The sequence below is a fragment of the Companilactobacillus zhachilii genome (assembly GCF_003606365.2).
Classification (GTDB): domain Bacteria; phylum Bacillota; class Bacilli; order Lactobacillales; family Lactobacillaceae; genus Companilactobacillus; species Companilactobacillus zhachilii.
Map to the genome: position 1 here is coordinate 1,168,797 of NZ_CP031933.2, position 26,766 is coordinate 1,195,562.

The 26,766-nt window shown below is 37.6% G+C and carries 20 protein-coding genes and 1 pseudogene; 20 read left to right on the forward strand and 1 reads right to left on the reverse strand.

The genetic code is table 11. The features are described from left to right. Window positions 1-153: 153 nt before the first annotated feature. The 15 genes from pyrH (at window position 154) to D1B17_RS05315 (ending at window position 18,996) form a co-directional block, all read left to right on the forward strand. Window positions 154-888 carry a UMP kinase gene (gene pyrH / locus D1B17_RS05245; RefSeq protein WP_120142710.1) on the forward strand — a complete coding sequence of 245 codons (735 nt, stop codon included), beginning with the start codon at window positions 154-156 and terminating at the stop codon, window positions 886-888. Beyond that, entirely contained in the window at window positions 878-1,435 is a 558-nt protein-coding gene (gene frr, locus D1B17_RS05250) for a ribosome recycling factor (protein ID WP_120142709.1), read from the forward strand. The genes pyrH and frr overlap by 11 nt, the downstream gene beginning before the upstream one ends. A gap of 5 nt (window positions 1,436-1,440) precedes the next feature. Further along, a complete protein-coding gene (locus D1B17_RS05255; RefSeq protein WP_137432105.1) occupies window positions 1,441-2,184 on the forward strand; it encodes an isoprenyl transferase in 744 nt (247 codons plus the stop codon). 18 nt (window positions 2,185-2,202) lie between these two features. After that, window positions 2,203-2,997 (forward strand): phosphatidate cytidylyltransferase, encoded by a 795-nt coding sequence (locus D1B17_RS05260; RefSeq protein WP_137432106.1) that lies wholly within the window; start codon window positions 2,203-2,205, stop codon window positions 2,995-2,997. Between the two features lie 19 nt (window positions 2,998-3,016). Then, window positions 3,017-4,285 carry an RIP metalloprotease RseP gene (gene rseP, locus D1B17_RS05265; protein ID WP_120142708.1) on the forward strand — a complete coding sequence of 423 codons (1,269 nt, stop codon included), beginning with the start codon at window positions 3,017-3,019 and terminating at the stop codon, window positions 4,283-4,285. 14 nt (window positions 4,286-4,299) lie between these two features. Next, a complete protein-coding gene (locus tag D1B17_RS05270; RefSeq protein WP_120142707.1) occupies window positions 4,300-6,006 on the forward strand; it encodes a proline--tRNA ligase in 1,707 nt (568 codons plus the stop codon). A gap of 38 nt (window positions 6,007-6,044) precedes the next feature. Further along, on the forward strand, window positions 6,045-10,346 hold the full coding sequence (locus tag D1B17_RS05275) for a PolC-type DNA polymerase III (protein ID WP_120142706.1): 4,302 nt from the start codon (window positions 6,045-6,047) through the stop codon (window positions 10,344-10,346). 118 nt (window positions 10,347-10,464) lie between these two features. Next, complete coding sequence (gene rimP / locus D1B17_RS05280) at window positions 10,465-10,938, forward strand: ribosome maturation factor RimP (protein ID WP_202239702.1); 474 nt, start codon at window positions 10,465-10,467, stop codon at window positions 10,936-10,938. Between the two features lie 10 nt (window positions 10,939-10,948). Next, window positions 10,949-12,175, forward strand: coding sequence for a transcription termination factor NusA (gene nusA, locus D1B17_RS05285; RefSeq protein ID WP_120142704.1), 1,227 nt, complete (start codon window positions 10,949-10,951; stop codon window positions 12,173-12,175). A 15-nt stretch (window positions 12,176-12,190) separates the two neighbouring features. Further along, on the forward strand, window positions 12,191-12,499 hold the full coding sequence (gene rnpM / locus D1B17_RS05290; RefSeq protein ID WP_202238939.1) for an RNase P modulator RnpM: 309 nt from the start codon (window positions 12,191-12,193) through the stop codon (window positions 12,497-12,499). Next, window positions 12,499-12,795 (forward strand): L7Ae/L30e/S12e/Gadd45 family ribosomal protein, encoded by a 297-nt coding sequence (locus D1B17_RS05295; RefSeq protein ID WP_120142702.1) that lies wholly within the window; start codon window positions 12,499-12,501, stop codon window positions 12,793-12,795. The genes rnpM and D1B17_RS05295 overlap by 1 nt, the downstream gene beginning before the upstream one ends. Window positions 12,796-12,808: 13 nt before the next feature. Further along, window positions 12,809-15,706, forward strand: a complete 2,898-nt coding sequence (gene infB / locus D1B17_RS05300) for a translation initiation factor IF-2 (RefSeq protein ID WP_120142701.1) — start codon at window positions 12,809-12,811, stop codon at window positions 15,704-15,706. 560 nt (window positions 15,707-16,266) lie between these two features. Then, the gene (gene rbfA / locus D1B17_RS05305; protein ID WP_120142700.1) at window positions 16,267-16,626 is read left to right on the forward strand and encodes a 30S ribosome-binding factor RbfA; all 360 of its coding nucleotides are present in this window, start codon (window positions 16,267-16,269) and stop codon (window positions 16,624-16,626) included. A gap of 170 nt (window positions 16,627-16,796) precedes the next feature. After that, on the forward strand, window positions 16,797-17,705 hold the full coding sequence (gene truB, locus D1B17_RS05310; RefSeq protein ID WP_120142699.1) for a tRNA pseudouridine(55) synthase TruB: 909 nt from the start codon (window positions 16,797-16,799) through the stop codon (window positions 17,703-17,705). Between the two features lie 361 nt (window positions 17,706-18,066). Beyond that, the gene (locus D1B17_RS05315; protein ID WP_120142698.1) at window positions 18,067-18,996 is read left to right on the forward strand and encodes a bifunctional riboflavin kinase/FAD synthetase; all 930 of its coding nucleotides are present in this window, start codon (window positions 18,067-18,069) and stop codon (window positions 18,994-18,996) included. Window positions 18,997-19,107: 111 nt separating this feature from the next. On the opposite strand, the gene D1B17_RS05320 is transcribed toward D1B17_RS05315, so the two are convergent. Continuing rightward, complete coding sequence (locus D1B17_RS05320; RefSeq protein WP_120142697.1) at window positions 19,108-19,623, reverse strand: hypothetical protein; 516 nt, start codon at window positions 19,621-19,623, stop codon at window positions 19,108-19,110. A 250-nt stretch (window positions 19,624-19,873) separates the two neighbouring features. On the opposite strand from D1B17_RS05320, the gene hrcA reads away from it, so the two are divergent. The 5 genes and pseudogenes from hrcA to lepA all read left to right on the forward strand — a co-directional run bounded on the left by hrcA (window position 19,874) and on the right by lepA (window position 26,703). Next, window positions 19,874-20,920, forward strand: coding sequence for a heat-inducible transcriptional repressor HrcA (gene hrcA / locus D1B17_RS05325; RefSeq protein WP_120142696.1), 1,047 nt, complete (start codon window positions 19,874-19,876; stop codon window positions 20,918-20,920). A gap of 18 nt (window positions 20,921-20,938) precedes the next feature. Continuing rightward, a complete protein-coding gene (gene grpE, locus D1B17_RS05330) occupies window positions 20,939-21,514 on the forward strand; it encodes a nucleotide exchange factor GrpE (RefSeq protein WP_120142695.1) in 576 nt (191 codons plus the stop codon). Window positions 21,515-21,554: 40 nt separating this feature from the next. Next, window positions 21,555-23,411 carry a molecular chaperone DnaK gene (gene dnaK / locus D1B17_RS05335; protein ID WP_120142694.1) on the forward strand — a complete coding sequence of 619 codons (1,857 nt, stop codon included), beginning with the start codon at window positions 21,555-21,557 and terminating at the stop codon, window positions 23,409-23,411. Between the two features lie 124 nt (window positions 23,412-23,535). Beyond that, complete coding sequence (gene dnaJ, locus D1B17_RS05340) at window positions 23,536-24,672, forward strand: molecular chaperone DnaJ (RefSeq protein WP_120142693.1); 1,137 nt, start codon at window positions 23,536-23,538, stop codon at window positions 24,670-24,672. Window positions 24,673-24,859: 187 nt separating this feature from the next. Continuing rightward, a pseudogene (gene lepA, locus D1B17_RS05345) lies at window positions 24,860-26,703 on the forward strand (translation elongation factor 4). The last annotated feature ends 63 nt before the right edge of the window (window positions 26,704-26,766 follow it).

Here is a 26,766-nt window from a genome sequence, read left to right on the forward strand (position 1 = left end):
GAGAAAGGTCGCTTAATTCATTTTGAATTAAACGACCTTTTCTTTGTATAAAGGGTTGTATCTAAGCAAAATTTATTTAAAAATGGTGATTAGATAATTTTAGTGTAGCTAATATGTTAAAATGTTTAGTAGCAAAATTAAAGGAGAGCACTTATGCCTGATATTAAGTATAAAAGAGTTATTTTAAAAGTTTCTGGTGAAGCCTTAGCCGGAGAAAAAGGATTTGGAATTAACCCCCCAGTTATCAAGAAGATAGCTGAACAAATTAAGAGTGTCCATGATTTAGGTGTTCAAGTAGCCATCGTTTGTGGTGGTGGTAACATCTGGCGTGGTGAAACAGGTGCTGAAATGGGAATGGATCGTGCCCAAGCTGACTACATGGGTATGATGGCCACAGTTATGAACGGTCTAGCTTTACAAGATGGACTAGAACATATTGGTGTTCCAACTCGTGTTCAAACATCAATTGAAATGCGCCAAGTTGCTGAACCTTACATTAGAAGAAAAGCCGTTAGACATCTAGAAAAGGGCCGTGTTGTGATTTTTGCTGGTGGTACTGGTAATCCATACTTCTCAACTGATACAACTTCTGTTCTTCGTGCAGCTGAAATTGAAGCTGATGTTATCTTGATGGCTAAGAACAACGTTGACGGTGTTTACTCAGCTGATCCTAAGAAAGATCCTAATGCTAAGAAGTATTCAGAATTATCACAACTTGATATTATTAATAAGAACCTTGGCGTAATGGATACAACAGCTTCATCATTGTCAATGGATAATGATATTCCATTGATCGTATTCAACTTGAATAAACCTGAAAACATCAAGAAGGTTGTTCAAGGTGAAAATATCGGAACAATTATAAAGGGTGGTAATGATGACAAATAAAGCTATTACAAAAGCTAAAGAAAACATGAATAAGTCAATCGAAGTATTGAATCGTGAATTGGCTAATATTCGTGCTGGTAAAGCTAATGCTTCAATTTTGAGTAATGTTATGGTTTCTTATTACGGTAGTGATGTTCCATTGAACCAAGTTGCTTCAATTAATATTCCAGAAGCACGTGTTCTTTTGATTACACCTTATGACAAATCATCACTTGATGATATCGAACATGCTATCAACTCATCTGATTTGGGATTGAACCCAGCTAATGATGGTAGTGTGATCCGTTTGATCATCCCACAACTTACTGGTGAACGCAGACAAGAGATTGCTAAGCAAGTAGGTAAAGAGGCTGAAGGTGGACGTATTGCTGTTAGAAACGTTCGTCGTGAAGCTATGGATGATTTGAAGAAGCAATTGAAAGCAAATGATGTTACTGAAGATGAATTCCATACTTTGGAAAAAGATGTTCAAAAGGTAACTGATGATTCAATCGCTAAGATTGATAAACTAGCCGCAGATAAAGAACAGGAAATTACTGAAGGTTAGTCTCAATGACAGAGAATAATACCAAACAATTAGATCCAGAAATATCTGTTCCAAAGCATATTGCCATTATTATGGACGGTAATGGTCGGTGGGCTAAAGCAAAAGGTCTACCGCGAATTGCCGGCCATAAAGAAGGTATGAACAATGTTAAAACCATTGCTACTGCTGCTAGTCATCTGGGAGTTAAGGTTTTGAGTCTTTATGCTTTTTCGACTGAAAATTGGAGTCGACCAAGCAAAGAAGTTAACTTTTTGATGCGCTTGCCAGTAGATTTTTTTGGAACATTTATGCCGGATTTAATTAAGGAAAATATTCAGGTCAAAGTGACCGGTTTCACTGATCATTTACCTGATAAAACTAGAAAAGTTGTATTGAAAGCAGTTGAGGACACAAAGGATAACACTGGGATGATCCTCAATTTTGCTTTTAATTACGGTGGTCGTGCAGAAATTGTGCATGCGGCAAAAAGTTTGGCAATCGACGCCGTTAATGGTTCAATAGATCCAGATAAAATTGATGATTCAATGTTTGCCAATCATTTATTGACCGAACAACTGGGAGATTTAGCTGACCCTGATCTCTTGATCAGAACAAGTGGCGAGGAAAGAATCTCCAACTTTATGTTGTGGCAATTGGCTTATTCAGAAATGGTTTTTGATAAGACTTATTGGCCTAACTATACCGTTGATAATTTGGTTGAAGATATTAAAGAATTTGACAGACGAGATCGTCGATATGGATCTGTTTAGTTAGTTTGGGGGAAAATTATGAAACAACGTGTAATCACCGCTGTTATTGCACTAGCAATCTTTATTCCCATATTGCTTGCTGGTGGAGTGTGGCTTGAAATTGCAGCAGCAGCTTTAGCAGTTGTTGGTGTGTTTGAAGTTTATATCATGCGCAAACGTATTATCGTTTCCATGGACTTTTTAGTGACAATTTTAGGAACATTGGCCTTGGTTGTACCAGATGGTTTTTATCGAGGCTGGTTCCCGAAGAGTTTCACACGACTTGATTTGTTCTATGTCTTCTCGATCATTTTGTTGATTATTACTGTTTTGACAAAAAACAAATTCAATTTTGAAGATGCAGGTGTTTCGGTCGTATCTATGCTTTACATCGGTACTGGATTCCATTACTTAGCAGCTGTTAGAAATTCAGCTCCTGGTCTGGGTCTTTTGATGTATGCCTTGATTGTTGTATGGTCAACTGATATTTTTGCTTATACATTTGGTCGTAAGATTGGTAAGCATAAGTTGTGGCCAGCAATTAGTCCCAATAAGACTTGGGAAGGTACCGTTGCCGGAATTATCATGGCTTTGATTATTTCTGGCGTTTACATGTATTTCGTTCCACAAGAGTATTCAATGACAACAATGTTAATGATTGCTTTTGTACTCTCAATTATGGGACAAATGGGTGACTTGATTGAGTCTGCCTATAAGAGATTTTATAAGGTAAAGGATTCAGGTAATATCCTACCAGGTCATGGTGGTATTCTGGATCGTTTCGACAGTATGTTGATCGTATTGCCTTTGTTACACATTTTTGGTTTAGTATAAACAGCTCGTGGAGGTTAAAATGACCGCGATAATTACATTTATAATCGTTTTTGGAATCTTAGTGATCGTTCATGAATTTGGACACTATTATGCTGCAAAGAAATCTGGAATTTTAGTTCGAGAGTTTTCTGTAGGTATGGGTCCAAAAATTGTGGCATACCGAAAAAATCATACAACTTACACTTTGAGACTATTGCCTCTAGGTGGATATGTTCGTATGGCCGGTGCCCAGGAGGATGATTCTGAGATCCAACCGGGAACGATGTCATCTTTAGTATTGAATGATGACGACAAAGTAACAAAAATAATAACTTCAAGTAAAGTTTACGATGCAAACGCGGTTCCAGTTCAAATCTCAAAGGCTGATCTTGTTGATGATTTAGTTATTGAAGGATACGAAAATGGTGACGAATCGGTCACTAAAAAGTATTCTGTTGATCATGACGCAACCATTGTTGAAGAGGATGGGACTGAAGTCCAAATTGCACCGCGTGATGTACAATTACAATCCGTTTCAGTTTGGAAACGTATGATCACTAATTTTGCTGGACCATTCAACAATTTTATTTTAGCTATCGTAGCCGCAATTATTGCCGCCTTTATGATGGGTTCAGTTGGAACAGGTACAAATCAACTGGGCGGAGTTCAAAGTGGCTCTGTGGCTCAAAAAGCGGGCTTAAAAGCTAATGATAAAATTTTAAGCGTCAACGGGAAAAAGACGAATTCTTGGGCAACATTAACCGAGAATATTCAAAATAATCCTGGCAAAAATGTGACGCTAAATGTCGAATCGGGCCATAAAACTGAACAAGTTAAATTGACTCCAAAAACTGTTAAGCAATCAGGCCAAAAGTTTGGCATGATTGGAATTACAGCTAAGTTGGATTCAAGTGTCCTTGGTAAGATTAAATATGGCTTTACATATAGCTGGAGTACATCACTAACAATTTTTCATGCTTTAGGTAAGATGGTCTCTGGTGGCTTTAATATTAATCAATTGTCAGGTCCAGTTGGAATTTATTCAATGACTTCCAAGGTGGCCTCAACTGGTTTGATCAATATTATTTTGTTCACATCAATGTTATCGATGAACTTGGGGATCGTTAACTTGATACCAATTCCTGCCTTAGATGGTGGAAAAATTTTGTTAAATATTGTTGAAGCAATTAGAAGGAAACCTATTCCTGAACAATACGAAAATGTCATTACCTTAATTGGTGTGGGTATTTTAGTCTTGTTGATGGTTGCTGTCACATGGAATGATATCCAGCGCTTCTTTATAAAATAGGGGGATAAGAGAACTTGAAACAATCAAAATTATATATTCCAACACTAAAACAAACTCCTTCAGATGCTGAGGCTATTAGTCACCAGTTGATGTTGCGAGCAGGTTATATTCGCCAAGTTTCTGCCGGTGTGTATTCATATTTGCCACTAGCTTGGTCTGTGATCCGCAAACTTGAGGATTTAATGCGCAAAGAAATGGAAAAAATTGATGCGGTTGAAATGCAAATGCCCGCTATTTTACCAGCTGATTTGTGGAAAGAAAGTGGTCGTTACGAAACTTATGGCGACAATCTTTTTAAACTTAAGGACCGTCATGAAAGAGAATTTGTTTTAGGACCTACCCACGAAGAAACATTTACTAGCGTGGTTAAGGAAGGTTTGAACAGTTACAAGAAATTACCACTTGTTTTATATCAAATGCAGATGAAGTATCGTGATGAAGATCGTCCTCGTTATGGTCTATTACGTGGTCGTGAATTCTTGATGAAGGATGCTTATTCATTTACAGCTAACAAAGAACAACTCGACGTTATCTTTAATCAAATGGAACAAGCCTATCGCAACATCTTTGACGCTTGTGGTTTGAATTACCGTGCTATCATCGGTGATGCTGGTGCTATGGGTGGAACTGATTCTAAGGAATTCTCAGCAATTGCACCTATTGGTGAAGATACTATTGCTTATTCAGATGAATCAGAATATTCTGCTAACCTAGAAATGGCTGCAAGTAAGATGGATGAAAATCCAACTGAAGAAAAGAAGGCTATGGAAGAAGTTGACACACCAAACGTTCATACAATTGATACTTTGGCTGAACTTCTTAAAGTTGAACCTGCACGTATCATGAAGGCTGTAGCATACATGGCTGATGATGAACCAGTTATGGTGATGATTCGTGGCGATTATGATGCTAATGATGTTAAAATCAAAAACTATTTAGGTGCTGACTTCTTACGTGAAGCTACACCTGAAGAAGTTCAAGACGTTTTCAAGAGTGTACCTGGTTTTATTGGTCCTAAGGGTATGGATGATAAGATCAAAGTCCTTTATGACAGTTCATTAGTCGGTTTGACTAACTTTGTTGTAGGTCCTAACAAGGCTGATCGTCACTTTATCAATGCTAACTTTGAAGATATCACTGATGAAATGCCAGAATTTAGAGATTTCCGTGTTATCAAAGAGGGTGAAACTTCACCTGATGGTCATGGTCATATCAAATTCACTCGTGGTATTGAAATTGGTCATATTTTCAAATTAGGTACTAAATTCTCCAAGGCACTCGGTGCTAATTTCTTGGATGAGAATGGTAAGTCAAATCCTTTGATCATGGGTTGTTACGGAATTGGTATTTCAAGATTGCTCTCAGCTATCATTGAACAACATAGTGATGAAAATGGTATTATTTGGCCAGCACAATTGGCTCCATACCAAATTCACGTTGTGCCAATTAAGTACAATAATGATGTTCAAGGTAAATTGAGTGACGAAATTGTTGAACTATTACAAGATGAAGGTTATGATGTTCTTCTTGATGATCGTAAGGAACGTCCCGGTGTTAAATTTGCTGACTCAGATTTGATTGGTATTCCAATTCGAATCACAGTTGGTAAAAAAGCTGGTGACGAGATTGTTGAACTTAAGATCAGAAGTACTGGTGAAACAATTGAAGTAAGTAAAGATGAATTAGTAAATTCAGTAAAAATATTGCTTAAGAATCAGTAATGAGGCTTAGGCCTTTTTTTATTTTTGAAGGGTAGAATATGTCAGATACAAAACAACTTTTTGAAATACTTGTTAAGCAAATTAAATTAGAGAGTTTGTTAGAATCGCAAGATTCGTTTGCCGAAGGTAAATTAAATAAGTTGGAAGTTCATAAAAATAGTAAGCGTTGGACTTTTTTCTTCGAGTTCAAAGATGTTTTACCATTTAATGAATTTTTGACTTTTGTTAAAGCACTAAAGGCTAGTTTTGATGGAATTGCTCAAGTTAATTTTGAGATAACTACCACCAATGCTGAATTAAGAGAAAAAGATATTAAAGATTATTGGAATTATGTATTAAATGACTGTGGTGTTAATTCACCGATGGTTATTAGTCGAATTAGTCAAGCGGCACCTTACATGCAAGATGGTCATGTTTTCTTTGATGTTTCTAATGATTTCATGGCTGATGTAATTGACGGCAGTTTGTTGAACGGCCTCCAAGCTGAATATACTAGTCTCGGTTTTCCGGATTTTAAGATTAGAACTAATATTGATGAAAATAAATCTCAAGAAAAAGAGGCGGCAATTAAAGCTGCTAATGCTGAAAAAGCTAAGAAATTCCAAGCTAAAGCTAAGGAAGTCAGCGAAAAGAAGGCGGCTAAGCCAGCTGCCAATGTTTCAAAAGTTGGTCGCAAGATTCCCGATGATCAAGAAATCACCCAAATGGTTGATATTATTGAAGAAGATCGTGGCAAAGTTGTTGAAGGATATGTCTTTGACATTGATGTCCGTAAGTTAAAATCAGGACGTTCACTTTTGATTTTGAAAGTAACTGATTACACATCTTCATTCAGTATTAAGAAATTTTCTAATGGTGATGAAGATGAAGCCTTCTTTAATTCATTGGATAAAGGTGCTTGGATCAGAGTTCGTGGTAGTGTTCAAGAAGATAACTTTTCACGTGAATTGGTTATCATGGCGCAAGATATTAATGTTATTAAACATCAATCTCGTCAAGATACTGCTGAAGAGGGTAATAAGCGGATTGAATTACATGCACATACGAATATGAGTCAAATGGATGCTATTCCTAGTGCAACAGCTTTGATCAAACGGGCTAGTGATTGGGGTCAAACAGGCATTGCGATAACCGATCATCGTGCCTTACAAGCCTTCCCAGAAGCTTATAGTGCAGGTAAAAAGTTTGGTGTCAAAATTGCTTATGGTGTCGAAGTAGACTTGGTCGATGAAGGTAATCCAATTGCTTATAATTTACGTGATCAAAAATTAGTCGGTTCCGAGTATGTCATTTTTGATACGGAAACTACCGGTTTATCGGCAGTTTATGATTCCATCATTGAAATTGGTGCTACGAAGATGAAAGATGGTGAAGTGATTGATCGATTCGATAAGTTCATCAATCCAGGTCATCCATTGTCAGAGATCACGACTAATTTAACAAGTATTACGACGGATATGGTGAAGGATGCGCCTGATGAGACCGTCATCGTGGGTGAATTCATGGACTTTATCGGTGATGATATCTTAGTTGGACACAACGTCACCTTTGATATGGGATTCATGAATGCAGCATTAACGCGGATGGGACGTCCAAGATTAGCAATGCCTGTGATCGATACTTTGGAAATGTCACGAACATTGCATTCGGAATATCGAAATCACAAATTGGATTCCTTAGCCAAACGTTACAATATTGTTTTGGAACATCACCATAGAGCGGATTCTGATGCGGAAACAACTGGTTATTTGATGTATAAGTTGTTTGAAGAATTGGAAGACAAATTCGATACGACGAATGTTGAACAATTGAATGATCATATTGGTGGAGAAGAAGCATATAAGCAAGCTCGACCAACACATGCCATCTTGTTAGCCAAAACGCAAGCTGGTTTGAAAAATATGTTTAAAATTGTTTCGTATTCAATGACACAATATTACTATCGGACAGCTCGAGTTCCTCGTCGTTTATTGAATAAATATCGTGAAGGTATTATTGTCGGTTCGGCTTGTGAAAATGGTGAAGTTTTCACTAGCATGATGCAAAAAGGTTATGACGATACTCGTGAATTAGCTGAGTATTATGACTACTTGGAAGTTATGCCACGTTCTTTATATCAACATTTAATTGACATCAAGATTATTCAAGATGAAGATGCTTTGAAGGAAATTCTGAAAAATATCGTTAAACTTGGAAAAGAATTGAATAAACCGGTTGTTGCTACTGGTGATGTTCATTATTTGGATGAGCATGATAAAGTTTATCGAGATATTGTTATCAAGGCAGTTAAGAGTAATGCTTTAGCTCGTCGTCCTGAATTGCCTGATGTGCATTTTAGAACAACGAACGAAATGTTTGATGAGTTTGACTATATGGATCAAGCTACTGAACAAGAAATTATTGTTGATAATCCGAAGAAGATCATGGATTCAATTGATGAAATTTCACCGGTTAAGGATAAGTTGTACACTCCTAAAATGGAGGGTGCCGAAGATGAAATTCATAAGTTAACGATGGATAAGGCTCACGAATTATATGGTGATCCATTACCAGAGTTAGTTCAGAAACGAATGGACCGTGAGTTGAAGAGTATTATTGGTAACGGATTCTCAGTTATTTACTTGATTGCTCAGCGACTTGTTTACAAATCTAATAAAGATGGGTATTTGGTTGGTTCCCGTGGTTCCGTTGGTTCCAGTTTCGTTGCTACAATGACCGGAATTACTGAGGTTAATCCTTTGCCACCGCATTATCGTTGTCCTAAATGTCAGTATTCTGAATTCTTTACTAAAGGTGAAGTTGGTTCCGGATACGATTTACCAGACAAGAAGTGTCCTAAATGTGGTGCTGATCTGGAAAAAGATGGCCAAGATATTCCGTTTGAAACTTTCCTTGGTTTTAAGGGTGATAAGGTTCCGGATATTGACTTGAACTTCTCTGGTGACTACCAACCGGTAGCTCATAATTATACGAAGGTATTGTTTGGGGAAGATCACGTATTCCGGGCTGGTACGATTGGTACAATTGCCGATCGAACAGCATTTGGTTATGTGAAGAATTATGAAGAGTTGACGGGGCAAAATCTTCGTAATGCCGAAAAAGAACGTTTGGCTGCTGGATCAACAGGTGTTAAACGGACTACTGGACAACATCCGGCTGGTATTATTGTTGTGCCTGATTATATGGATATCTTTGATTTCACGCCGATTCAATATCCGGCTGATGATCAGACCGCACTTTGGAAGACGACTCACTTTGATTTCCATTCAATTCATGATAATATTTTGAAACTTGATATTCTGGGACATGATGATCCCACAATGATTCGTATGCTTCAAGATTTGTCTGGTATTGATCCTAAGACTTTGCCAGTCAAGGATCCTGGAGTTATGGAGTTGTTTAGAAGTACTGATTCACTTGGTGTTAAACCAGAACAGATTTTCTCAAAGACTGGAACACTGGGAGTGCCCGAGTTTGGGACGCGTTTTGTTCGAGGGATGCTTGAGAAAACTCATCCAACGACTTTTGCCGAATTACTACAAATTTCAGGACTATCACATGGGACTGATGTGTGGTTAGGTAATGCGGAAGAGTTGATTGATAAGGGTATTGTTACGCTAAAAGATGTTATTGGTTGTCGTGATAATATTATGATGGATTTAATTCACTATGGTATGGATTCACAGATGGCTTTCCAAATTATGGAGCATGTTCGTAAGGGACGTGGTATTCCTGATGATTGGAAACAAGCAATGAAAGATGCCGACGTGCCTGATTGGTATATTGATTCATGTTTGAAGATCAAGTACATGTTCCCTCGGGCCCATGCGACAGCTTACATTATTATGGCGTTAAGAATTGCCTACTTTAAAGTGCATTATCCACTTTATTATTACAGTGCTTACTTTACTGTTCGTGCGGATGATTTTGATTTAGTTGCGATGACAACTGGTAAGGATGCTGTTAAAGCTTCCATGAAAGCCATCAATGATAAAGGGATGGATGCCTCAACCAAAGAAAAGAATTTGCTAACTGTGTTAGAATTAGCTAATGAGTGCTTGGAACGTGGTTTCAAAATTAAGATGGTCGATATTGAAAAGTCAGATGCTTTTGAATTCAAAATTATTGATGATAAGACATTGTTGGCACCTTTCAATGCTATTCCTGGTTTGGGTGACAACGTTGCTAAGCAAATCATTGCTGCTCGTGAAGAACAACCATTCTTATCTAAACAAGATTTAGGTACTCGTGGTAAGGTTTCAAAGACTGTTATCGAATATATGACGGAAAATCATGTTTTAGATGGCATGCCAGACGAAAATCAGTTATCATTATTCTAGGTATGGTTGTTATAAGTTGATTTAAATAGTAATATATGTTAAATTAACTACTAGTTAATTATTGATTAATGAGTGAGCAGAAATGCTCACTCTTTTTATTGCCGATTACTTTGGAGGAATGTCCTTGGATACAAAAGTTGAAGAATTAAAAGCCATTTTACAGCCAATCTTAGAGAAACATGATTTTTTCCTTGTTGATCTAGAATTCGTCCACGAACGTGGAGACTGGTACTTAAGAGTTTATGCTGATAAAAAAGGTGGCATCAACATTGATGACTGCGCGCTTATTAGTGAAGAATACGGAGAAAAGTTGGATGAACTAAATCCAATTGAACCTGCTTACTACCTAGAAGTTTCATCTCCAGGTGCAGAACGTCCATTAAAAAATGACGAAAGTCTTTCTAACTATGTAGATGATTATGTACACGCTTCTCTTTATCAAAAACAAGATGGTCAAAAAGCTTTTGAAGGAACATTAAGTGAAGTAACAGCTGACAAGATAACTTTGATCGTTAAAGTTAAGAATTTAAAAAAACAAGTAGAAATTAGCCGAGACAATATCGCTAAGATTCGACTTGCAATCGAATTCTAAGGAGAAAAACATGAGTAAAGAAATGGTTGAGGCCCTTGATGCGCTTGAAAGCGAAAAGGGTATTAAAAAAGAATATGTGATTGAATCACTCGAAGCCGCTTTGGTAGCAGCTTATAAGAGAAATTACAACCAAGCCCAAAACGTTGATGTTGAATTTGACGCTAAAAAGGGTAATATACATGTTTATGCAGTTAAAGAAGTCGTTGAAGATGTTGTTGATGATCGTTTGGAAGTTAGTCTAGAAGATGCTCAACAAAAGAGTAAAGGTTATGAAATCGGCGATCATATCAAAGAAGAAGTTACACCAAAAGACTTCGGACGAATTGCTGCCCAAACTGCTAAGCAAGTTATCATGCAAAGAGTTCGTGAAGCTGAACGTGATATTATTTATAATGAATATAGCCAATATGAACATGAAATAATTCAAGGTACAGTTGAACGTAGTGACAGTAGATATGTTTATATCACTTATGGACGTATCGAAACAGTTATGCCAAAAGCTGACCAAATGCCTGGCGAAACTTACAACTCACGTGACCGTATCCGTGTTTATGTAACAAAGGTTGAGAATGCTACAAAGGGTCCTCAAGTCTTTGTTTCTAGAACTGATCCAGGTTTGGTAAAACGTTTGTTTGAACAAGAAGTTCCAGAAATTTACGATGGAACTGTTGAAATTGTTTCAATTGCCCGTGAAGCTGGTGATAGAACAAAGATTGCTGTTAAGTCAGACAATCCAGACGTTGACCCAGTTGGTACTTGTGTTGGACCAAAGGGTGCCCGTGTTCAAGCAGTTGTGGATGAATTAAATGGTGAAAACATTGATGTTGTACCTTATGTTGATGACCCAGTTGATTTCATCGCTAATGCTTTGAATCCTGCTGAAGTTATTGCGGTTCAATTTGATGAAAATGATAAGAAACAATGTATCGTTATCGTTCCTGATTATCACTTGTCACTAGCAATTGGTAAGAAGGGTCAAAATGCACGTTTGGCCGCTAAATTAACTGGTTATAAGATTGATATTAAGCCTGAATCACAAGTTGAATTTGTCGATGACAATGACCAAGATGTTGACTTAGCCGATGTTGAGAGTGGTAAGATCGATATTGAAAAGACACGTGAAAATGCGGCTAATGCTGATGATGCAAAGAATCCAGCTGCTGAGTCGAATGATGACGATGATGCAACCGATACAGACACAGATGTAGACAGTGATACAACTGATTCAGAAAATTAACAAGGGGTGATGGATTTGGCAACTCGTAAGATACCAATGCGTAAAGATATTTTGACAAACAAGATGTATCCAAAAAGAGAAATGGTAAGAATTGTCAAAGATAAAGAAGGCAACATTTCAATAGATCCTACCGGAAAGAAGCCTGGTCGCGGTGCTTATGTTGGTCTGGATCCTGAAGCCGTTAAAGATGCAAAATCAAAAAAATCTTTAGAAAAAGTTTTCTCACATGCAGTACCTGAAAACTTCTATGATGAATTATTCGACTTTGTCGATCATCAAAAAGCTAGAATGGATCTTTTTGGAGATCTAGGGAAGAAACATTAATGAAATCTTTCTTAAATTTTTTAGGCATTGCAGTCAGAGCAAGAAAAGTTATTAGTGGAACTGAACTAACCATCAACGGAATTCGTAGTGGTGAAGTTAAATTGGTAATTATGGCAGAGGATTGTAGTCCACGGACAAAAAAAGATTTGCACAACAAGGCAAGTTATTATAATGTACCTGTGGTAGATACTATAAGTAGTAGTGACTTAAAAATGGCTATTGGAAGAGATAGAAAAGTTATGGGAATAACAGATCTTGGATTTGCTAAAAGGTTAAAAGAATTTATGGACAATTAAGGAGAGTGATAGGATGGTCAAAAAAAGAATTTATACTATTGCAAAAGAAAATAGTGTTGAGAATCAAGTAGTATTAGATGCCGCTAACAAATTGGGCATTGACGTTAAAAACCATATGTCATCAGTAGATGAAGGCGCAGAAAAGAAGATTGTAAGTAACTTAAAGGGTGGTAAACCTGCCGCAAAACCAGCAGCTAAGCCAGCTCCTGCACGTAATTCACAATCAAAGCCTGCACAGTCAAAACCTGCACAAGCTAATGACAAACACGAAGGTAGTAATCACAACTCAGGTGATCACAAGACTAAGATCAAGATTACTGCTGTAAGAAGAGATGCTAATAAGGGTAAGGGTCACTTTGACCATCGCAACAACAATCACACATCCAACAGTAATCGTCCAAACAGCAATAATAACAACCATCGTAATGGCAACACTACTGCTAATAGTAACAACAGAAGTGACAACCGCAATACACAATCACGTGATAACCGTAATAACGAAAATCGTTCAAACGATAATCGCAACAATAACAACCGTAACAACAATAATAATCGCAATAACAACAATCGTAATTCACAATCACGTGATAATCGTAACCGTAACAACAATAACAGACGTGATCGTTCTACTACACAATCACAAGCACCACGTCCAAGACAAAGTGCTGGTAACAAGTATCTAGAACAATTTAAGACAAATATTGCTGATGCAAGTAAGATTCCTAGTCATCCAACTAGAAATAACAATAATCGTCCTAATAATCGCAATAACAATAGCGATAATGCTCATAAGAACAATCACCGTCCTAATAGCAACAATGGAGAAAACCAAAGTCGCTTTAACAGAAATAACAATAACAACCATAACAACAATAACCGTAGCAATAATAACAATAACCAAAACAGAAGACCTAATAATAACAATGTAGCTGCTAAGGCTAAAGAAACACCTAAGTCAACTGTTGCACATACAGATATTCCAAAGCCAGAATATAAGAAACAAAAACCAACTAATAACAATCGTGACTTTGGTCACAAGCAAAATCTTGCTAACCCATTTGGTAGTCGTAAGAAGAAGAAGGAACGCAAGCGTCAACAACGTCAACGTACCGAACCTAAGAAGCCAATGCCACAAAGAAAGGAACGTCCATTACCAGAAACACTTGTTTATACAGTGGGTATGAACGCTCAAGATATTGGTAAGTTGATCCATAGAGAACCAGCTGAAATCGTTAAGAAACTATTTATGCTTGGTATTATGATCAACCAAAACAAGTCATTAGATAAAGATACTATTGAATTGTTGGCTGAAGATTACGGTATTAAGGCACAAGAAAAAGTCCAAGAAGATGTTGCTGATATCGACAAGTACTTTGATGCTGAAGCTAAAAATTCTGATAATCTTGTTACACGTCCACCAGTTGTTACAATCATGGGTCACGTTGATCATGGTAAGACAACCTTGCTTGATCATTTGAGACATACACACGTTACTGCTGGTGAAGCTGGTGGTATCACACAACATATTGGTGCTTATCAAGTACGTCTAAAGGATAGATTAATTACCTTCTTGGATACTCCAGGACATGCTGCCTTTACAAATATGCGTGCTCGTGGTGCTGATATTACTGATATCGTTATCCTTGTTGTTGCAGCTGATGATGGTGTTATGCCACAGACAGTTGAAGCTATTAACCATGCTAAGGCCGCTAATGACCCTATCATTGTAGCTATCAACAAGATCGATAAGCCAGGTGCCAACCCACAACACGTTACTGAAGAACTTATGAAGTATGACCTTGTTCCTGAAAGTTATGGTGGGGATACAATCTTTGTTAATATTTCTGCCAAAATGGGAACAAACATCGATGAATTACTAGAAATGGTTCTACTTGAATCTGATGTTTTGGAATTGAAAGCTAACCCAGACCAAAAAGCTATCGGTACTGTTATCGAAGCTAAGTTGGATAAGGGCCGTGGACCAGTGGCAACTCTATTGGTACAACAAGGTACATTACATGTTGGTGATCCAATCGTTGTTGGTAATACTTTCGGTCGTGTCAGAACAATGACTAACTATAATGGTAAAGATATCGAAGCTGCTAAGCCTTCTGAACCAGTCGAGGTTACAGGTTTGAATGATGTTCCAGAATCAGCTGATAAGTTTGTTGTCTTTGCAGATGAAAAGACAGCTCGTGCAGCCGGTGAGGAACGTGCTAGTCGTGCTCTTCAAAAGGAACGTCAAAACACTAACCCTGTAACACTTGATAACTTATTCGAAACAATGAAAGAAGGAGAACTTAAACAAGTCGACGTTATTATTAAGGCCGATGTTCAAGGTTCTGCTGAAGCCATTGCCGGAAGTTTGAAGAAGATTGAAGTTAAGGGTGTACGTGTCAATATTATCCATTCTGCCGTTGGTGCTATTACTGAAAGTGATGTTAACCTTGCTGCTGCAAGTAACGCTATCATCATTGGATTTAATGTTCGTCCAACTGCTCAAGCTAAAGTACAAGCTAAGGATGAAAGTGTTGATATTCGTCTACACAGAGTTATCTACAAGGCTATCGATGAAATCGAAGCAGCCATGAAGGGTATGCTCGAACCTGTCTATGAAGAAAAAGTTACTGGTAACCTTACAGTCCGTGAAACATACAATGTTTCTAAGATTGGTACAATTGCCGGTTGTTACGTAGATAGTGGTAAGATCCAACGTGATAGTGGTGTAAGACTTGTCAGAGATGGCGTTGTCATTTATGAAGGTAAGCTTGCTTCACTTAAACGTTTCAAGGACGACGTCAAAGAAGTTGGTTCAGGATTCGAATGTGGTGTCACAATCGAAAACTACAACGATATTAAGATTGGCGACGAAATTGAAGCTTACGTAATGGAAGAAGTTCCTGTAAAATAAGCATTTAATTTAATTAAAAAAATAAAGTCTTGATGTTTTTAAACGTCAGACTTTATTTTTTTGTTGAGAATGATTAAGTATGCCGCCTCCAGGAGCAAGAAGATTAGGTCGCTATGGGGACCGATTCGAGCCGAAAGGCGGTCTCGAACCTCGATTTTGAACTTCGAGAAGTACACTCGAATTTCAAAACTCGTCCCGTGGTGTAAGGGATAAATCCCTAACGCTACTTGCACAGTGACCTAATTTTCTTGCTCCCTCCGGCTAGGGTGTGTTTTTAAATTATTTTTTTAAAACGGCATATCAGCACTATAATTTATTCGTTGTTTTGTAATAAATAATAGATGTGAATAGTTGCTCTCGCATAATTACTATTTTTAGTCAATTTGATTTCAAAATTTGGTTAAAGGTAATATTGTTGAAAAAAGCTTTTTTGTATAAATATGATAGGAATAAAGCCCGTATCCTTACTAAGGTTTTATTGCTTGGTGTGATATAATCAAGCAGTGATGAAGAAATTTACTGGCTTAAATAGAATTTTTAAATAAAGTAGGAGGTACGATATGGTTAAACATCGTATTGGTCGTGTAGAACAAGAAGTTCAAAAAGAAGTTAATGATATTCTTTTAAAACGTGTTCGTGATCCACGAGTTCAAGGCGTTACAGTGACAGGTGTTGAAATGACAGGTGATTTGCAAGATGCAACTATCTATTACAGCATTTTGTCTGAAAAAGCTAGTGACGTTGAAAAGACTCAAGCTGGCTTGGATAAAGCTAAAGGCTTGATCAGACGTGAGCTTGGTCAAAAGTTAACTTTGTACAAAGTTCCTGAATTGGAATTCAAACAAGATCAATCAGTTCGCTATGGTGAAAAGATTGATAAGTTAATTGCTAAGTTACATCAAGACGAAGCTAATCGTTAATAAACTTTCGAGTATTATGGCAAATGGCCTCAGTAATCCGATTTTGGATTGCTGAGGCCATTTGTTTTAAGCGGAAGAAGATATGTTTTGAAAACGGTAATAACAAGGCTACCTTTTTTCTGACAAGACTAGTAAAATTATTATGATATTAGATAGATACGGAGATTATTATGGACGGAGTAATTCCATTAAATAAAGAAATCGGGCAAACTAGTTCCGATTATGTTTATAAACTAAGAAAAATATTACATACGAGGAAAATTGGTCATACAGGGACACTAGATCCATTGGTCAACGGTGTTCTACCAATTTGTGTGGGACAGGCTACTAAGCTCGTAAACACACTGACAGGCTCTCCTAAGGAGTATGAAGGGGAGATAACTTTAGGCAAGTCAACAACAACTGAAGATCGTGAAGGTGAAACGGTTAAAGAACAAAAATTAACGAAGCCTTTTACTATTGACGAATTGAATCCAATTTTTGAAAAAATGACCGGTGATTTGACACAAATTCCACCAATGTTTTCGGCTGTACGTGTCAATGGGAAAAAGCTTTATGAATATGCCCGAGCAGGAATAGAAGTTGAGCGTCCAGAACGCCATATTCATATTTATGATTTTCATATTATGGGTGAGCCTGTTTTTGATGAAACTACTGGCTATCAGACAATTAAGTTCCACGTTAGATGTTCTAAAGGAACTTATGTGAGAACTTTAGCGGTTGAGTTTGGTCATCTACTTGATATGCCTGCCTATATGTCGCAGTTGACTCGTGTCAAAAGTGCTGGTTTTCCTATTGCGGAGACTTTTACAATTGGCCAAATTGAAACCATGATGGACAATAACGACTATAGTTTTTTAAGATCAATTGATGATGTTTTGACAGATGTTCCTAGCCATGAATTGACCGATGAAGAGTGGGAAGTTCGTGTGTTGCATGGTGGATTTTTGGAATTAACGGATGAAGATAAAACTAAACAGTTGCGTGTACAAAGAGATGGAATTACGAAAGCCCTTTACAAGTATGATAAAGTAAGAGATATGTGGATTCCTGATTTAATGTTATTAAATAATAAATAAAGTTTGAAAGACAAATGTACTATGCTTATGCCGCCTCCAGGAGAAAAAAATTTAGGTCGCTATGGGGACCGATTCGAGCCAAAGAGCGGTCTCGAATCTCGATTTTGAACCTCGCAAAATACGCGAGTTTCAAAAGTCGTCCCGTGTTATAAGGGATTTATCCCTTATAACACCTTCACAGCGACCCAAATTTCTTTCTCCTTCCGGATAGTTTATTTGTTGGTTTGAATGAATATTGAGTAAGTGGAAGTAACATATTGTATGTTCAGTCACTTTTCATGCCATTGATGACTAGGGTATCAGGGATTAAAGTATGACTTAAATCTTTCAATCTTTAAATAATAAATAAAAGAGTATAAAAATGCAGATTGTAAACGTTAAACATCCGTTATTGGAGCAACAACGGCCAGCAGATGATACCGTCTTGATAATGGGATTCTTTGATGGTGTGCATTTGGGACATCAGAAAGTTATTAAAACTGGTGTTGAACTGGCACAGAAACATAACCTGAAGGCTGTTTTGATGACTTTTGACCGCTCACCAAGAACGGTTTATCAACACGAAAAAAACTTTAAATACTTGTCAACGATGCAAAGAAAAGCCCAATTAGTTGAACAATTAGGTGTTGATTATCTTTATTTTGTTCAATTTAGTGAAGATTTTGCTCACTTACAACCACAAGAATTTGTCGACCAATACATGGTTGGATTGAAGGCTAAGTATGTGGTTGCCGGTTTTGACTACACTTATGGGAAAAAAGATATTGCTAATATGCAGCGCTTGCCTGAGTACGCACAGAGAAGGTTTGAGACTGTCACTGTACCCGAGCAACTGATAAATGGGCAAAAAATTGGTTCTAGTGCAATTAAGATGTTTATTTCCCAAGGTCACATTCAAACTGCTAATGAGTTTTTAGGTTACTCGTATCAAAACCAAGGTGAAGTTATCCATGGCTTACAAAGAGGAAGAACACTTGGATATCCGACCGCTAATCTAGCAGTGGATGGTTCACAGCTAGTTCCTGCCATCGGTGTGTATGCTACTCGTATCAAGATTGGCAAAAAATGGTATGGTGCAATGACTTCGGTGGGCTATAATGTGACATTTAAAGAGAACACTGGTGTAACTATTGAAACCAATATTTTCGATTTTGATGAGCAAATTTATGGTCAACATGTTGAACTTGAATGGGTCCGATATTTGCGTGGTGAAGTTAAGTTTGACGGTGCTGAAGGTTTAATTAAACAATTGGAATTGGATAAAGCAAATGCGCTAAAAGCATTAGATTAAAATAATTTGAAGCAAAACTTAAAGCAAACAAGGTCAGCAGTCCGAATTCGTCGGATCACTGGCCTTGTTTGTTTCAACCTGAAAAAATTGCTTGTTTTTTATTGCCTGAAATTATGATTGATGAAGATCAATAGCTCGAGTAATTTGTGTTTTTGGCAGAGCACGATGTTTTTCTAAGATGTCATCTTGTTTTTGTAATTCATTTAATAAGGCTGCGATGGTTGGATTAGTTTTAGCCATTAACTGAATTTGTTCCATTTTGAGAGCTTCATCGTAAGCTTTGTTAAGTTGTTTATAGATTAATTCACGGTTAGCAATTTCTTTGTGAATACCATAAGCCTGTCGTTCTTGATCAATGATTTGTTCTGGAGTGATGACAGCTAAAATGGGACGTGTTGTTTTAGATATTCCCTCGCTAAGGTTAATTTCAGATACGATAGCAGGGACTACTGGTAAGTCGTTATAACCAGAGTTAGGTACAATCACTAGATCGTTGACCTTAACTTTGAAGCCACGACTGAAATAAGAGTATTGCTTACCTGAAACTAAATTTTCCCAGGGATTATCAATGAGATCTTCGTAAGATTCTGAGTTGAGAAATTTTACACCAATAATTTGATTTTGCATAATTTACCTCGAATAAGTATTGTCAATTAGGATTGAAACTATGTATAGGTTAATTTTAATCTCGGTCTGGAAATTTAACTAGTCTTTGTAGGATAAAAAAACGAAATGTTTAAAATTATGCATCAATGAAAATTAATAACTGAAAAGTCTGAAAAAATGAGCGTGCATACTTGACACTAATGGGATAGATTGTTATATTTTACATTGTTAGCACTCAGGTATGAATAGTGCTAAAAAGGAGGACGGTATAATGCTATCACAACGCCAAGATGCAATCTTGAGAGAAGTCGTGCGCATATTTACAGATACCGGCCAGCCGGTTGGTTCGAAGACATTGATGAATGAATTACCTTTCCATGTAAGTTCTGCGACAATCAGAAATGAAATGGCAATGCTAGAGGAAGTAGGTTATCTCGAGAAAACCCATCTTTCATCTGGTAGAATTCCTTCAGCGATGGGATATCGTTATTATCTTGATCATTTGGTACAGCCAACAAGTGTACCGCAAGATATAGCGCAGAGAATTGACGATGATTTTGGTAAAACTTATCATCAAATTGATGATATCATTGAACAATCTGCCAAAATCTTATCTCATCTGACCAGTTACACAGCTATCACGTTGGGTCCAGAGAGCAGTTCAATCTTGTTAACAGGTTTTAGAATTGTTCCTTTGAACCCACATCAACTTATGGCAATCATTGTCACAAGTGATAATAATGTCGAGAATAATATTTATACAATAGATGATGATTTTGATACTTCGTTGATTGAAAAAATTGTTAACATTGTTAATGACAAGTTAGTTGGACAACCTTTACCAAAGGTTATTCAAATGTTGCACAATGATGTACCAGCAATCCTTTCAGAATACATGTATTCCAGTGATGGGTTGCTTGATATGATGGATCAGCTTTTCAAGAAAGCTGGTGCAGAAAAGTATTATGTTGATGGGCAACTAAATTTGTTGAATTATGCTAACAATGATGATTTATCGCAAGTTCAGTCATTATTCTCAATCATCAATCAGAGCACTGATTTGAGAAAATTAATTGATCCAAGTATTTCTGATGATGGCATTCGTGTTCGTCTCGGAAGTGAGCTTGGAAGTGATGCGTTGAAGAATTACAGTATTATTACTGCAAATTATGATGTTGGTCATCATGGTAAGGGTGTAATTGCCTTACTTGGTCCAACGACAATGCATTATTCACAATTGATTGGGTTACTTGGAGAATTTAGAGTTGAGTTAGCCAAAAGGCTGATCGATTACTATTCAAGGTATGATGATTCTTGAAATTTTTAGGAGGAAGTAATGGCAGATAAAGAAAAAGACCAAGATTTGAAGACTTCTAAAAAAGAAGCAGCTCCAAAGACTGATGAAAAAGCTGAAAAAGATTCAGCTAAGAAGAAACAGGCTGAGAAAGTCGATCCTAAAGACAAAGAGATTGCCGATCTCAAGCAAAAGAATTCTGACTTAGAAGATAATCTTCTAAGAAGCCAAGCAGAAATGCAAAATATGAACAAACGTCATAGTAAGGAAGTCGCTGACATCCTTAAATATGATGGTCAAAAATTGGCAACAGAAATTCTACCTGTTTTGGATAATCTTGAACGTGCTTTGAGTGTTGAAGCTGACGACGATGCCAGCAAGCAACTTAAAAAGGGTATTGAAATGGTTCAAGAGCATTTGGTTAAAGCCGTTGAAGCTAACCATGTGACTCCAATTGACAATGTTGGTGAAAAGTTTGACCCAACATCAAGTCAAGCAGTCCAAACCGTTCCAGCCGATGATAAGCACGCTAAGGATACTGTTGTACAAGTTCTTCAAAAAGGTTATAAATTTGAAGATCGTGTACTTCGTCCAGCAATGGTTGTCGTTGCACAATAAAATTATTAATAAATATAAAATATAAAAGAGGTTTAGGTTTATGTCTAAAGTTATTGGTATTGATTTAGGTACTACAAACTCTGCTGTAGCCGTTCTTGAAGGTGGCTCTCCAAAGATTATTACAAACCCAGAAGGTGCAAGAACAACTCCTTCAGTTGTTGCTTTCAAAGATGGTGAAATCCAAGTTGGTGAAGTTGCAAAGAGACAAGCAATCACTAACCCAGATACAATTTCATCAATCAAGCGTCACATGGGCGAAGCAGGTTACAAAGTTACTGTAGCCGGCAAGTCATACACACCACAAGAAATTTCAGCATTCATTTTACAACACATCAAGAAGTTCTCAGAAGACTACTTAGGTGAAAAGGTTACAGATGCTGTTATCACAGTTCCTGCCTATTTCAATGATTCACAAAGACAAGCTACTAAAGATGCTGGTAAGATTGCTGGTTTGAACGTTCAACGTATCGTTAACGAACCAACTGCTTCAGCACTTGCTTACGGTCTAGATAATGACAAGGGTGATGAAAAGATTCTTGTTTATGACCTTGGTGGTGGTACATTTGATGTTTCTGTCCTTCAATTAGGTGACGGTGTCTTCGAAGTACTTTCAACAAATGGTGATACACATCTTGGTGGTGATGACTTTGACCAAAAGATCATCGACTGGTTAGTTGAACAATTTAAGGCTAAGAATGGCGTTGATTTGGGTCAAGACAAGATGGCTTTACAACGTTTGAAGGATGCTGCTGAAAAAGCTAAGAAGGACTTATCAGGTGTTGCCCAAACATCAATCAGTCTTCCATTTATTTCATCAGGTGCTAATGGTCCACTTCACTTGGAAGAAACATTGACACGTGCTAAATTTGATGAATTGACAGCTGACCTTGTTGAAAGAACAAAGATCCCAGTTGACAATGCCTTGAAGGATGCTAACTTAACAAATGCTGATATCGATAAGGTTATTTTAAACGGTGGTTCAACACGTATTCCTGCTGTTCAAGATGCTGTTGCTAAGTGGACTGGTAAAGCACCAGATCACTCAATCAACCCTGATGAAGCCGTTGCTTTAGGTGCCGCTATCCAAGGTGGTGTTATCTCTGGTGATGTTAAGGACGTTGTTTTACTTGATGTTACTCCATTGTCACTTGGTATTGAAACAATGGGTGGTGTCTTCACTAAGTTGATCGATAGAAATACAACTATCCCAACAAGCAAGTCACAAGTCTTCTCAACCGCTGCTGATAACCAAAGTGCTGTTGATATTCACGTTCTACAAGGTGAACGTCCAATGGCTGCTGACAATAAGACCTTAGGTCGTTTCCAATTAACAGATATTCCTGCTGCACCTCGTGGCGTACCACAAATCCAAGTTACATTCGATATCGATAAGAACGGTATTGTTAATGTATCTGCTAAGGATATGGGTACTAACAAGGAACAAAAGATTACTATCAAGAGTTCATCAGGCTTGAGCGATGAAGAAATCGACAAGATGATGAAAGAAGCTAAGGAACACGAAGAAGAGGATAACAAACGTAAGGAAGAGGTCGATGTTAAGAATGATGTTGAACAAACATTGTTTGCAACAGACAAGACTCTAAAAGACGTTAAGGGTAAAGTTTCTGACGATGAAATCAAGAAAGCCCAAGATGCTCGTGATGCTTTGAAAAAAGCTCAAGACTCTGGTGACCTTGAAGACATGAAGAAGAAACGTGACGATTTGAATAAGATTGTCCAAGACCTTTCTGTAAAACTTTATCAACAAGCTCAAGAAGCACAACAAGCTAAGGGTGCTGACGGTGCAACTGGTTCAACTGATGATAAGAAGAAATCTGACGACAATACCGTTGATGGCGACTTTTCAGAAGTAGATCCTGATAAAGATAAGAAATAATATTTGTGATAAAGGGCAGTGGTTTAATTACTAAAACCAGTTATGGTATAGTAAAAACAATAACTGCTCTTTTGAGCGTTAAAAAGGAATAAGACTGTATGTCTTATTACATAAAGGTGATTTAATGGCAGATAAAAATCCATATGACGTACTTGGCGTTGATAAGAACGCTTCTGATGACGATATAAGAAAGGCATTCCGTAAACTTTCCAAGAAGTATCATCCGGACTTGAATAAAGCCCCTGATGCTGAAGCAAAGTTTAAGGAAGTTAATGCAGCTTACGAAATATTAAAAGATCCGCAAAAACGTGCTCAATATGATCAATATGGTTCTGCCGGCATGAATGGTGGTCAAGGTGGATTTGGCGGCTTCGGTGGCGGAGCTGGTTCTGATCAATTTGGCGGATTTGAAGATATCTTCAGCCAATTCTTCGGTGGCGGTGGTGCTGCTCGTCAAAATCCTAATGCCCCAAGACAAGGTTCCGACTTGCAATATCGCATGGATTTAACTTTTGAAGAGGGAGTTTTCGGTAAGAAGACTAACATTTCATATAACCGTGAAGAAGAATGTTCAACTTGTGATGGTTCCGGTGCAAAGCCAGGAACACATCCAGAGACATGTTCAAAATGTCATGGTTCAGGTTATGTTGAAGTTGATCGTCAAACTCCACTTGGCCGTATGCGTACACGAGTTGTCTGTGATGTCTGCAACGGTACTGGTAAAGAAATCAAAGAAAAGTGCAACATTTGCCATGGTTCAGGTAAGGTAAATGAAAAGCATGAACTTAAGGTTACTGTACCAGCTGGTGTTGAAGATGGACAACAAATGCGTCTAGATGGTCAAGGTGAAGCCGGAACTAACGGTGGACCTTATGGTGACTTGTACATCGTCTTTCACGTTGCTCCAAGTAAGGAGTTCAGACGTGACGGATCAACAATTTACGCCTCAGTCAATATCAGTTTCCCCCAAGCTACTCTAGGTGATGAAATCAAAGTTAATACCGTCCACGGACCAGTTAACTTGAATATCCCAAGTGGTACGCAAACAGGGACAACCTTTAGATTGCGTGGTAAAGGTGCTCCAGTTTTGAATAGTAAGAGTATCGGTGATGAAAAAGTAACAGTTAATATTGTCACACCACGTAAGTTGTCAGCCGAACAACGTAGTGCTTTGAAGAAGTTCGCTGAAGCTGGTGGCGATAAGGTTAAGGAAAAAGATAGTAATTTCTTTAATAAAATTAAAGATGCTTTTAATGGCTAATATAATTAGTAACTGGAAAATATTTCCAGAATAAAAATTCGTCACAGAATGTATTTATGCATTCATGTGACGAATTTTTTTGGTCATCGTGATGGAATACTTACATTACTATTGTTATCTAGAACATCAGTGTACAATAGTGTAAAATAGACAGAATGAGAAAATTTCTGATAGAAGGGAATAATTTATGGATTTAGATCTCGATAAGTTAAAAGAAAGACAAAAAAGAATTCGTAATTTTTCTATCGTAGCGCATATCGATCATGGTAAATCAACGATTGCTGATCGAATTTTGGAAAGAACTAAGACAGTATCAAAACGTGAGATGAAAGCTCAGATCCTTGACGACATGGATTTGGAACGTGAACGTGGTATTACTATCAAGTTGAATGCGGTAGAACTTGAATACGAAGCAAAAGATGGACAAACGTATATTTTCCATTTAATCGATACACCAGGACACGTGGACTTTTCATATGAAGTTTCCCGTTCACTTGCTGCTTGTGAGGGTGCTTTGTTGGTTGTCGATGCAGCTCAAGGTGTTGAGGCGCAAACCTTAGCTAATGCTTACTTGGCTATTGATAATGATTTGGAAATTGTACCAGTAATTAATAAAATCGATTTGCCTTCAGCTGAACCAGATAAGGTTAAAGAAGAAATTGAAGAGATGATTGGAATTGACGCCGAATCATCAATTTTAATGAGTGCTAAAACTGGTATTGGCGTTGATGAATTATTGGAACGTATCGTTTCCGATGTGCCAGCTCCAGAAGGAGAACTTGATAAACCACTTAAGGCTTTGATTTTTGATTCAGTCTATGACAGTTATCGTGGTGTCGTGCTAGATGTACGTGTCCGTGAGGGCGTTGTAAAGGTCGGAGACACGATTGAATTGATGAGTAATAAGAAGACCTTTGAAGTTACAGAAGTTGGTGTGATGTCTCCTAAGGCAGTTAAACGCGATTACTTGATGGCGGGAGATGTTGGTTATATTACAGCCAGCATTAAGACGGTTAAGGATACGCAAGTTGGTGATACAGTTACTTTAGCTGATAATCCAACCGATGCGCCTTTGACAGGTTATCGCAAGAGTACACCAATGGTTTATGCCGGACTTTATCCAGTAGATAACGCTAAGTATGAAGATTTACACGAGGCTTTGGATAAATTACAACTAAACGATGCCGCACTTGAATATGAACCAGAAACTTCACAAGCATTAGGCTTTGGTTTCCGTGTAGGATTCTTGGGACTATTGCATATGGATGTGGTTCAGGAACGTTTGGAGCGTGATTTTGGCTTGGAATTGATCACAACATCACCATCAGTTGATTATCATGTCACAACAACTGATGGCACTGAAGTTATTGTTGATAATCCGGCCGAGTTACCAGATGCATCAGAAATAAAAGAAGTACGTGAACCATTTGTTAGGGCAGAAATAATGGTCCCTGAGGACTTTGTTGGTCCCGTTATGGAACTTTGCCAACATAAGCGTGGAGAATTTGTGACAATGGATTATTTGGACAAATACCGTGTAAATGTTGTCTACAAGTTGCCATTATTGGAAATTATTTTGATTTCTTCGACGATTTGAAATCAAGCACTAAGGGTTATGCTTCGTTAGATTATGATGTTGAAGATTATGAGCCAAGTGAATTAGTTAAAATGGATATCTTGCTTAATGGTGAACCAATTGATGCTTTGAACTTTATCGTTCATAAAGACTTCGCGCAAAAACGTGGTCGTGATATCGTTGCTAAATTGAAGGAAGTAATCCCAAGACAAATGTTTGAGATTCCAATTCAAGCTGCTGTCGGCAATAAGATCGTTGCTCGTGCCAATGTTAAGGCTTATCGTAAAGATGTTACTGCTAAACTTTATGGTGGTGATAGAACTCGTCGTGATAAGCTATTGAACAAGCAAAAAGAAGGTAAGAAACGAATGAAGGAAATTGGAAAGGTTTCAGTACCACAAGAAGCCTTCATGGCTGTTTTGAACCTCAATCGTGGTAAAGACGATAGTAAGTAGTGTCTTGAGCACAACTTTAAAAGAATTTATATAAGACGTTTATAATGTAACTTGTAGTTACGT

What these genes read in the sequence shown, in the direction of transcription:
- pyrH (WP_120142710.1), top strand. Translation starts at nt 154, where the DNA reads ATGCCTGATATTAAGTATAAAAGAGTTATTTTAAAAGTTTCTGGTGAA.
- hrcA (WP_120142696.1), top strand. Translation starts at nt 19,874, where the DNA reads ATGCTATCACAACGCCAAGATGCAATCTTGAGAGAAGTCGTGCGCATA.
- D1B17_RS05275 (WP_120142706.1), top strand. Translation starts at nt 6,045, where the DNA reads ATGTCAGATACAAAACAACTTTTTGAAATACTTGTTAAGCAAATTAAA.
- truB (WP_120142699.1), top strand. Translation starts at nt 16,797, where the DNA reads ATGGACGGAGTAATTCCATTAAATAAAGAAATCGGGCAAACTAGTTCC.
- D1B17_RS05255 (WP_137432105.1), top strand. Translation starts at nt 1,441, where the DNA reads ATGACAGAGAATAATACCAAACAATTAGATCCAGAAATATCTGTTCCA.
- D1B17_RS05320 (WP_120142697.1), bottom strand. Translation starts at nt 19,623, where the DNA reads ATGCAAAATCAAATTATTGGTGTAAAATTTCTCAACTCAGAATCTTAC.
- frr (WP_120142709.1), top strand. Translation starts at nt 878, where the DNA reads ATGACAAATAAAGCTATTACAAAAGCTAAAGAAAACATGAATAAGTCA.
- dnaK (WP_120142694.1), top strand. Translation starts at nt 21,555, where the DNA reads ATGTCTAAAGTTATTGGTATTGATTTAGGTACTACAAACTCTGCTGTA.
- dnaJ (WP_120142693.1), top strand. Translation starts at nt 23,536, where the DNA reads ATGGCAGATAAAAATCCATATGACGTACTTGGCGTTGATAAGAACGCT.
- infB (WP_120142701.1), top strand. Translation starts at nt 12,809, where the DNA reads ATGGTCAAAAAAAGAATTTATACTATTGCAAAAGAAAATAGTGTTGAG.
- rseP (WP_120142708.1), top strand. Translation starts at nt 3,017, where the DNA reads ATGACCGCGATAATTACATTTATAATCGTTTTTGGAATCTTAGTGATC.
- D1B17_RS05315 (WP_120142698.1), top strand. Translation starts at nt 18,067, where the DNA reads ATGCAGATTGTAAACGTTAAACATCCGTTATTGGAGCAACAACGGCCA.
- grpE (WP_120142695.1), top strand. Translation starts at nt 20,939, where the DNA reads ATGGCAGATAAAGAAAAAGACCAAGATTTGAAGACTTCTAAAAAAGAA.
- D1B17_RS05260 (WP_137432106.1), top strand. Translation starts at nt 2,203, where the DNA reads ATGAAACAACGTGTAATCACCGCTGTTATTGCACTAGCAATCTTTATT.
- nusA (WP_120142704.1), top strand. Translation starts at nt 10,949, where the DNA reads ATGAGTAAAGAAATGGTTGAGGCCCTTGATGCGCTTGAAAGCGAAAAG.
- rbfA (WP_120142700.1), top strand. Translation starts at nt 16,267, where the DNA reads ATGGTTAAACATCGTATTGGTCGTGTAGAACAAGAAGTTCAAAAAGAA.
- rimP (WP_202239702.1), top strand. Translation starts at nt 10,465, where the DNA reads ATGTCCTTGGATACAAAAGTTGAAGAATTAAAAGCCATTTTACAGCCA.
- D1B17_RS05295 (WP_120142702.1), top strand. Translation starts at nt 12,499, where the DNA reads ATGAAATCTTTCTTAAATTTTTTAGGCATTGCAGTCAGAGCAAGAAAA.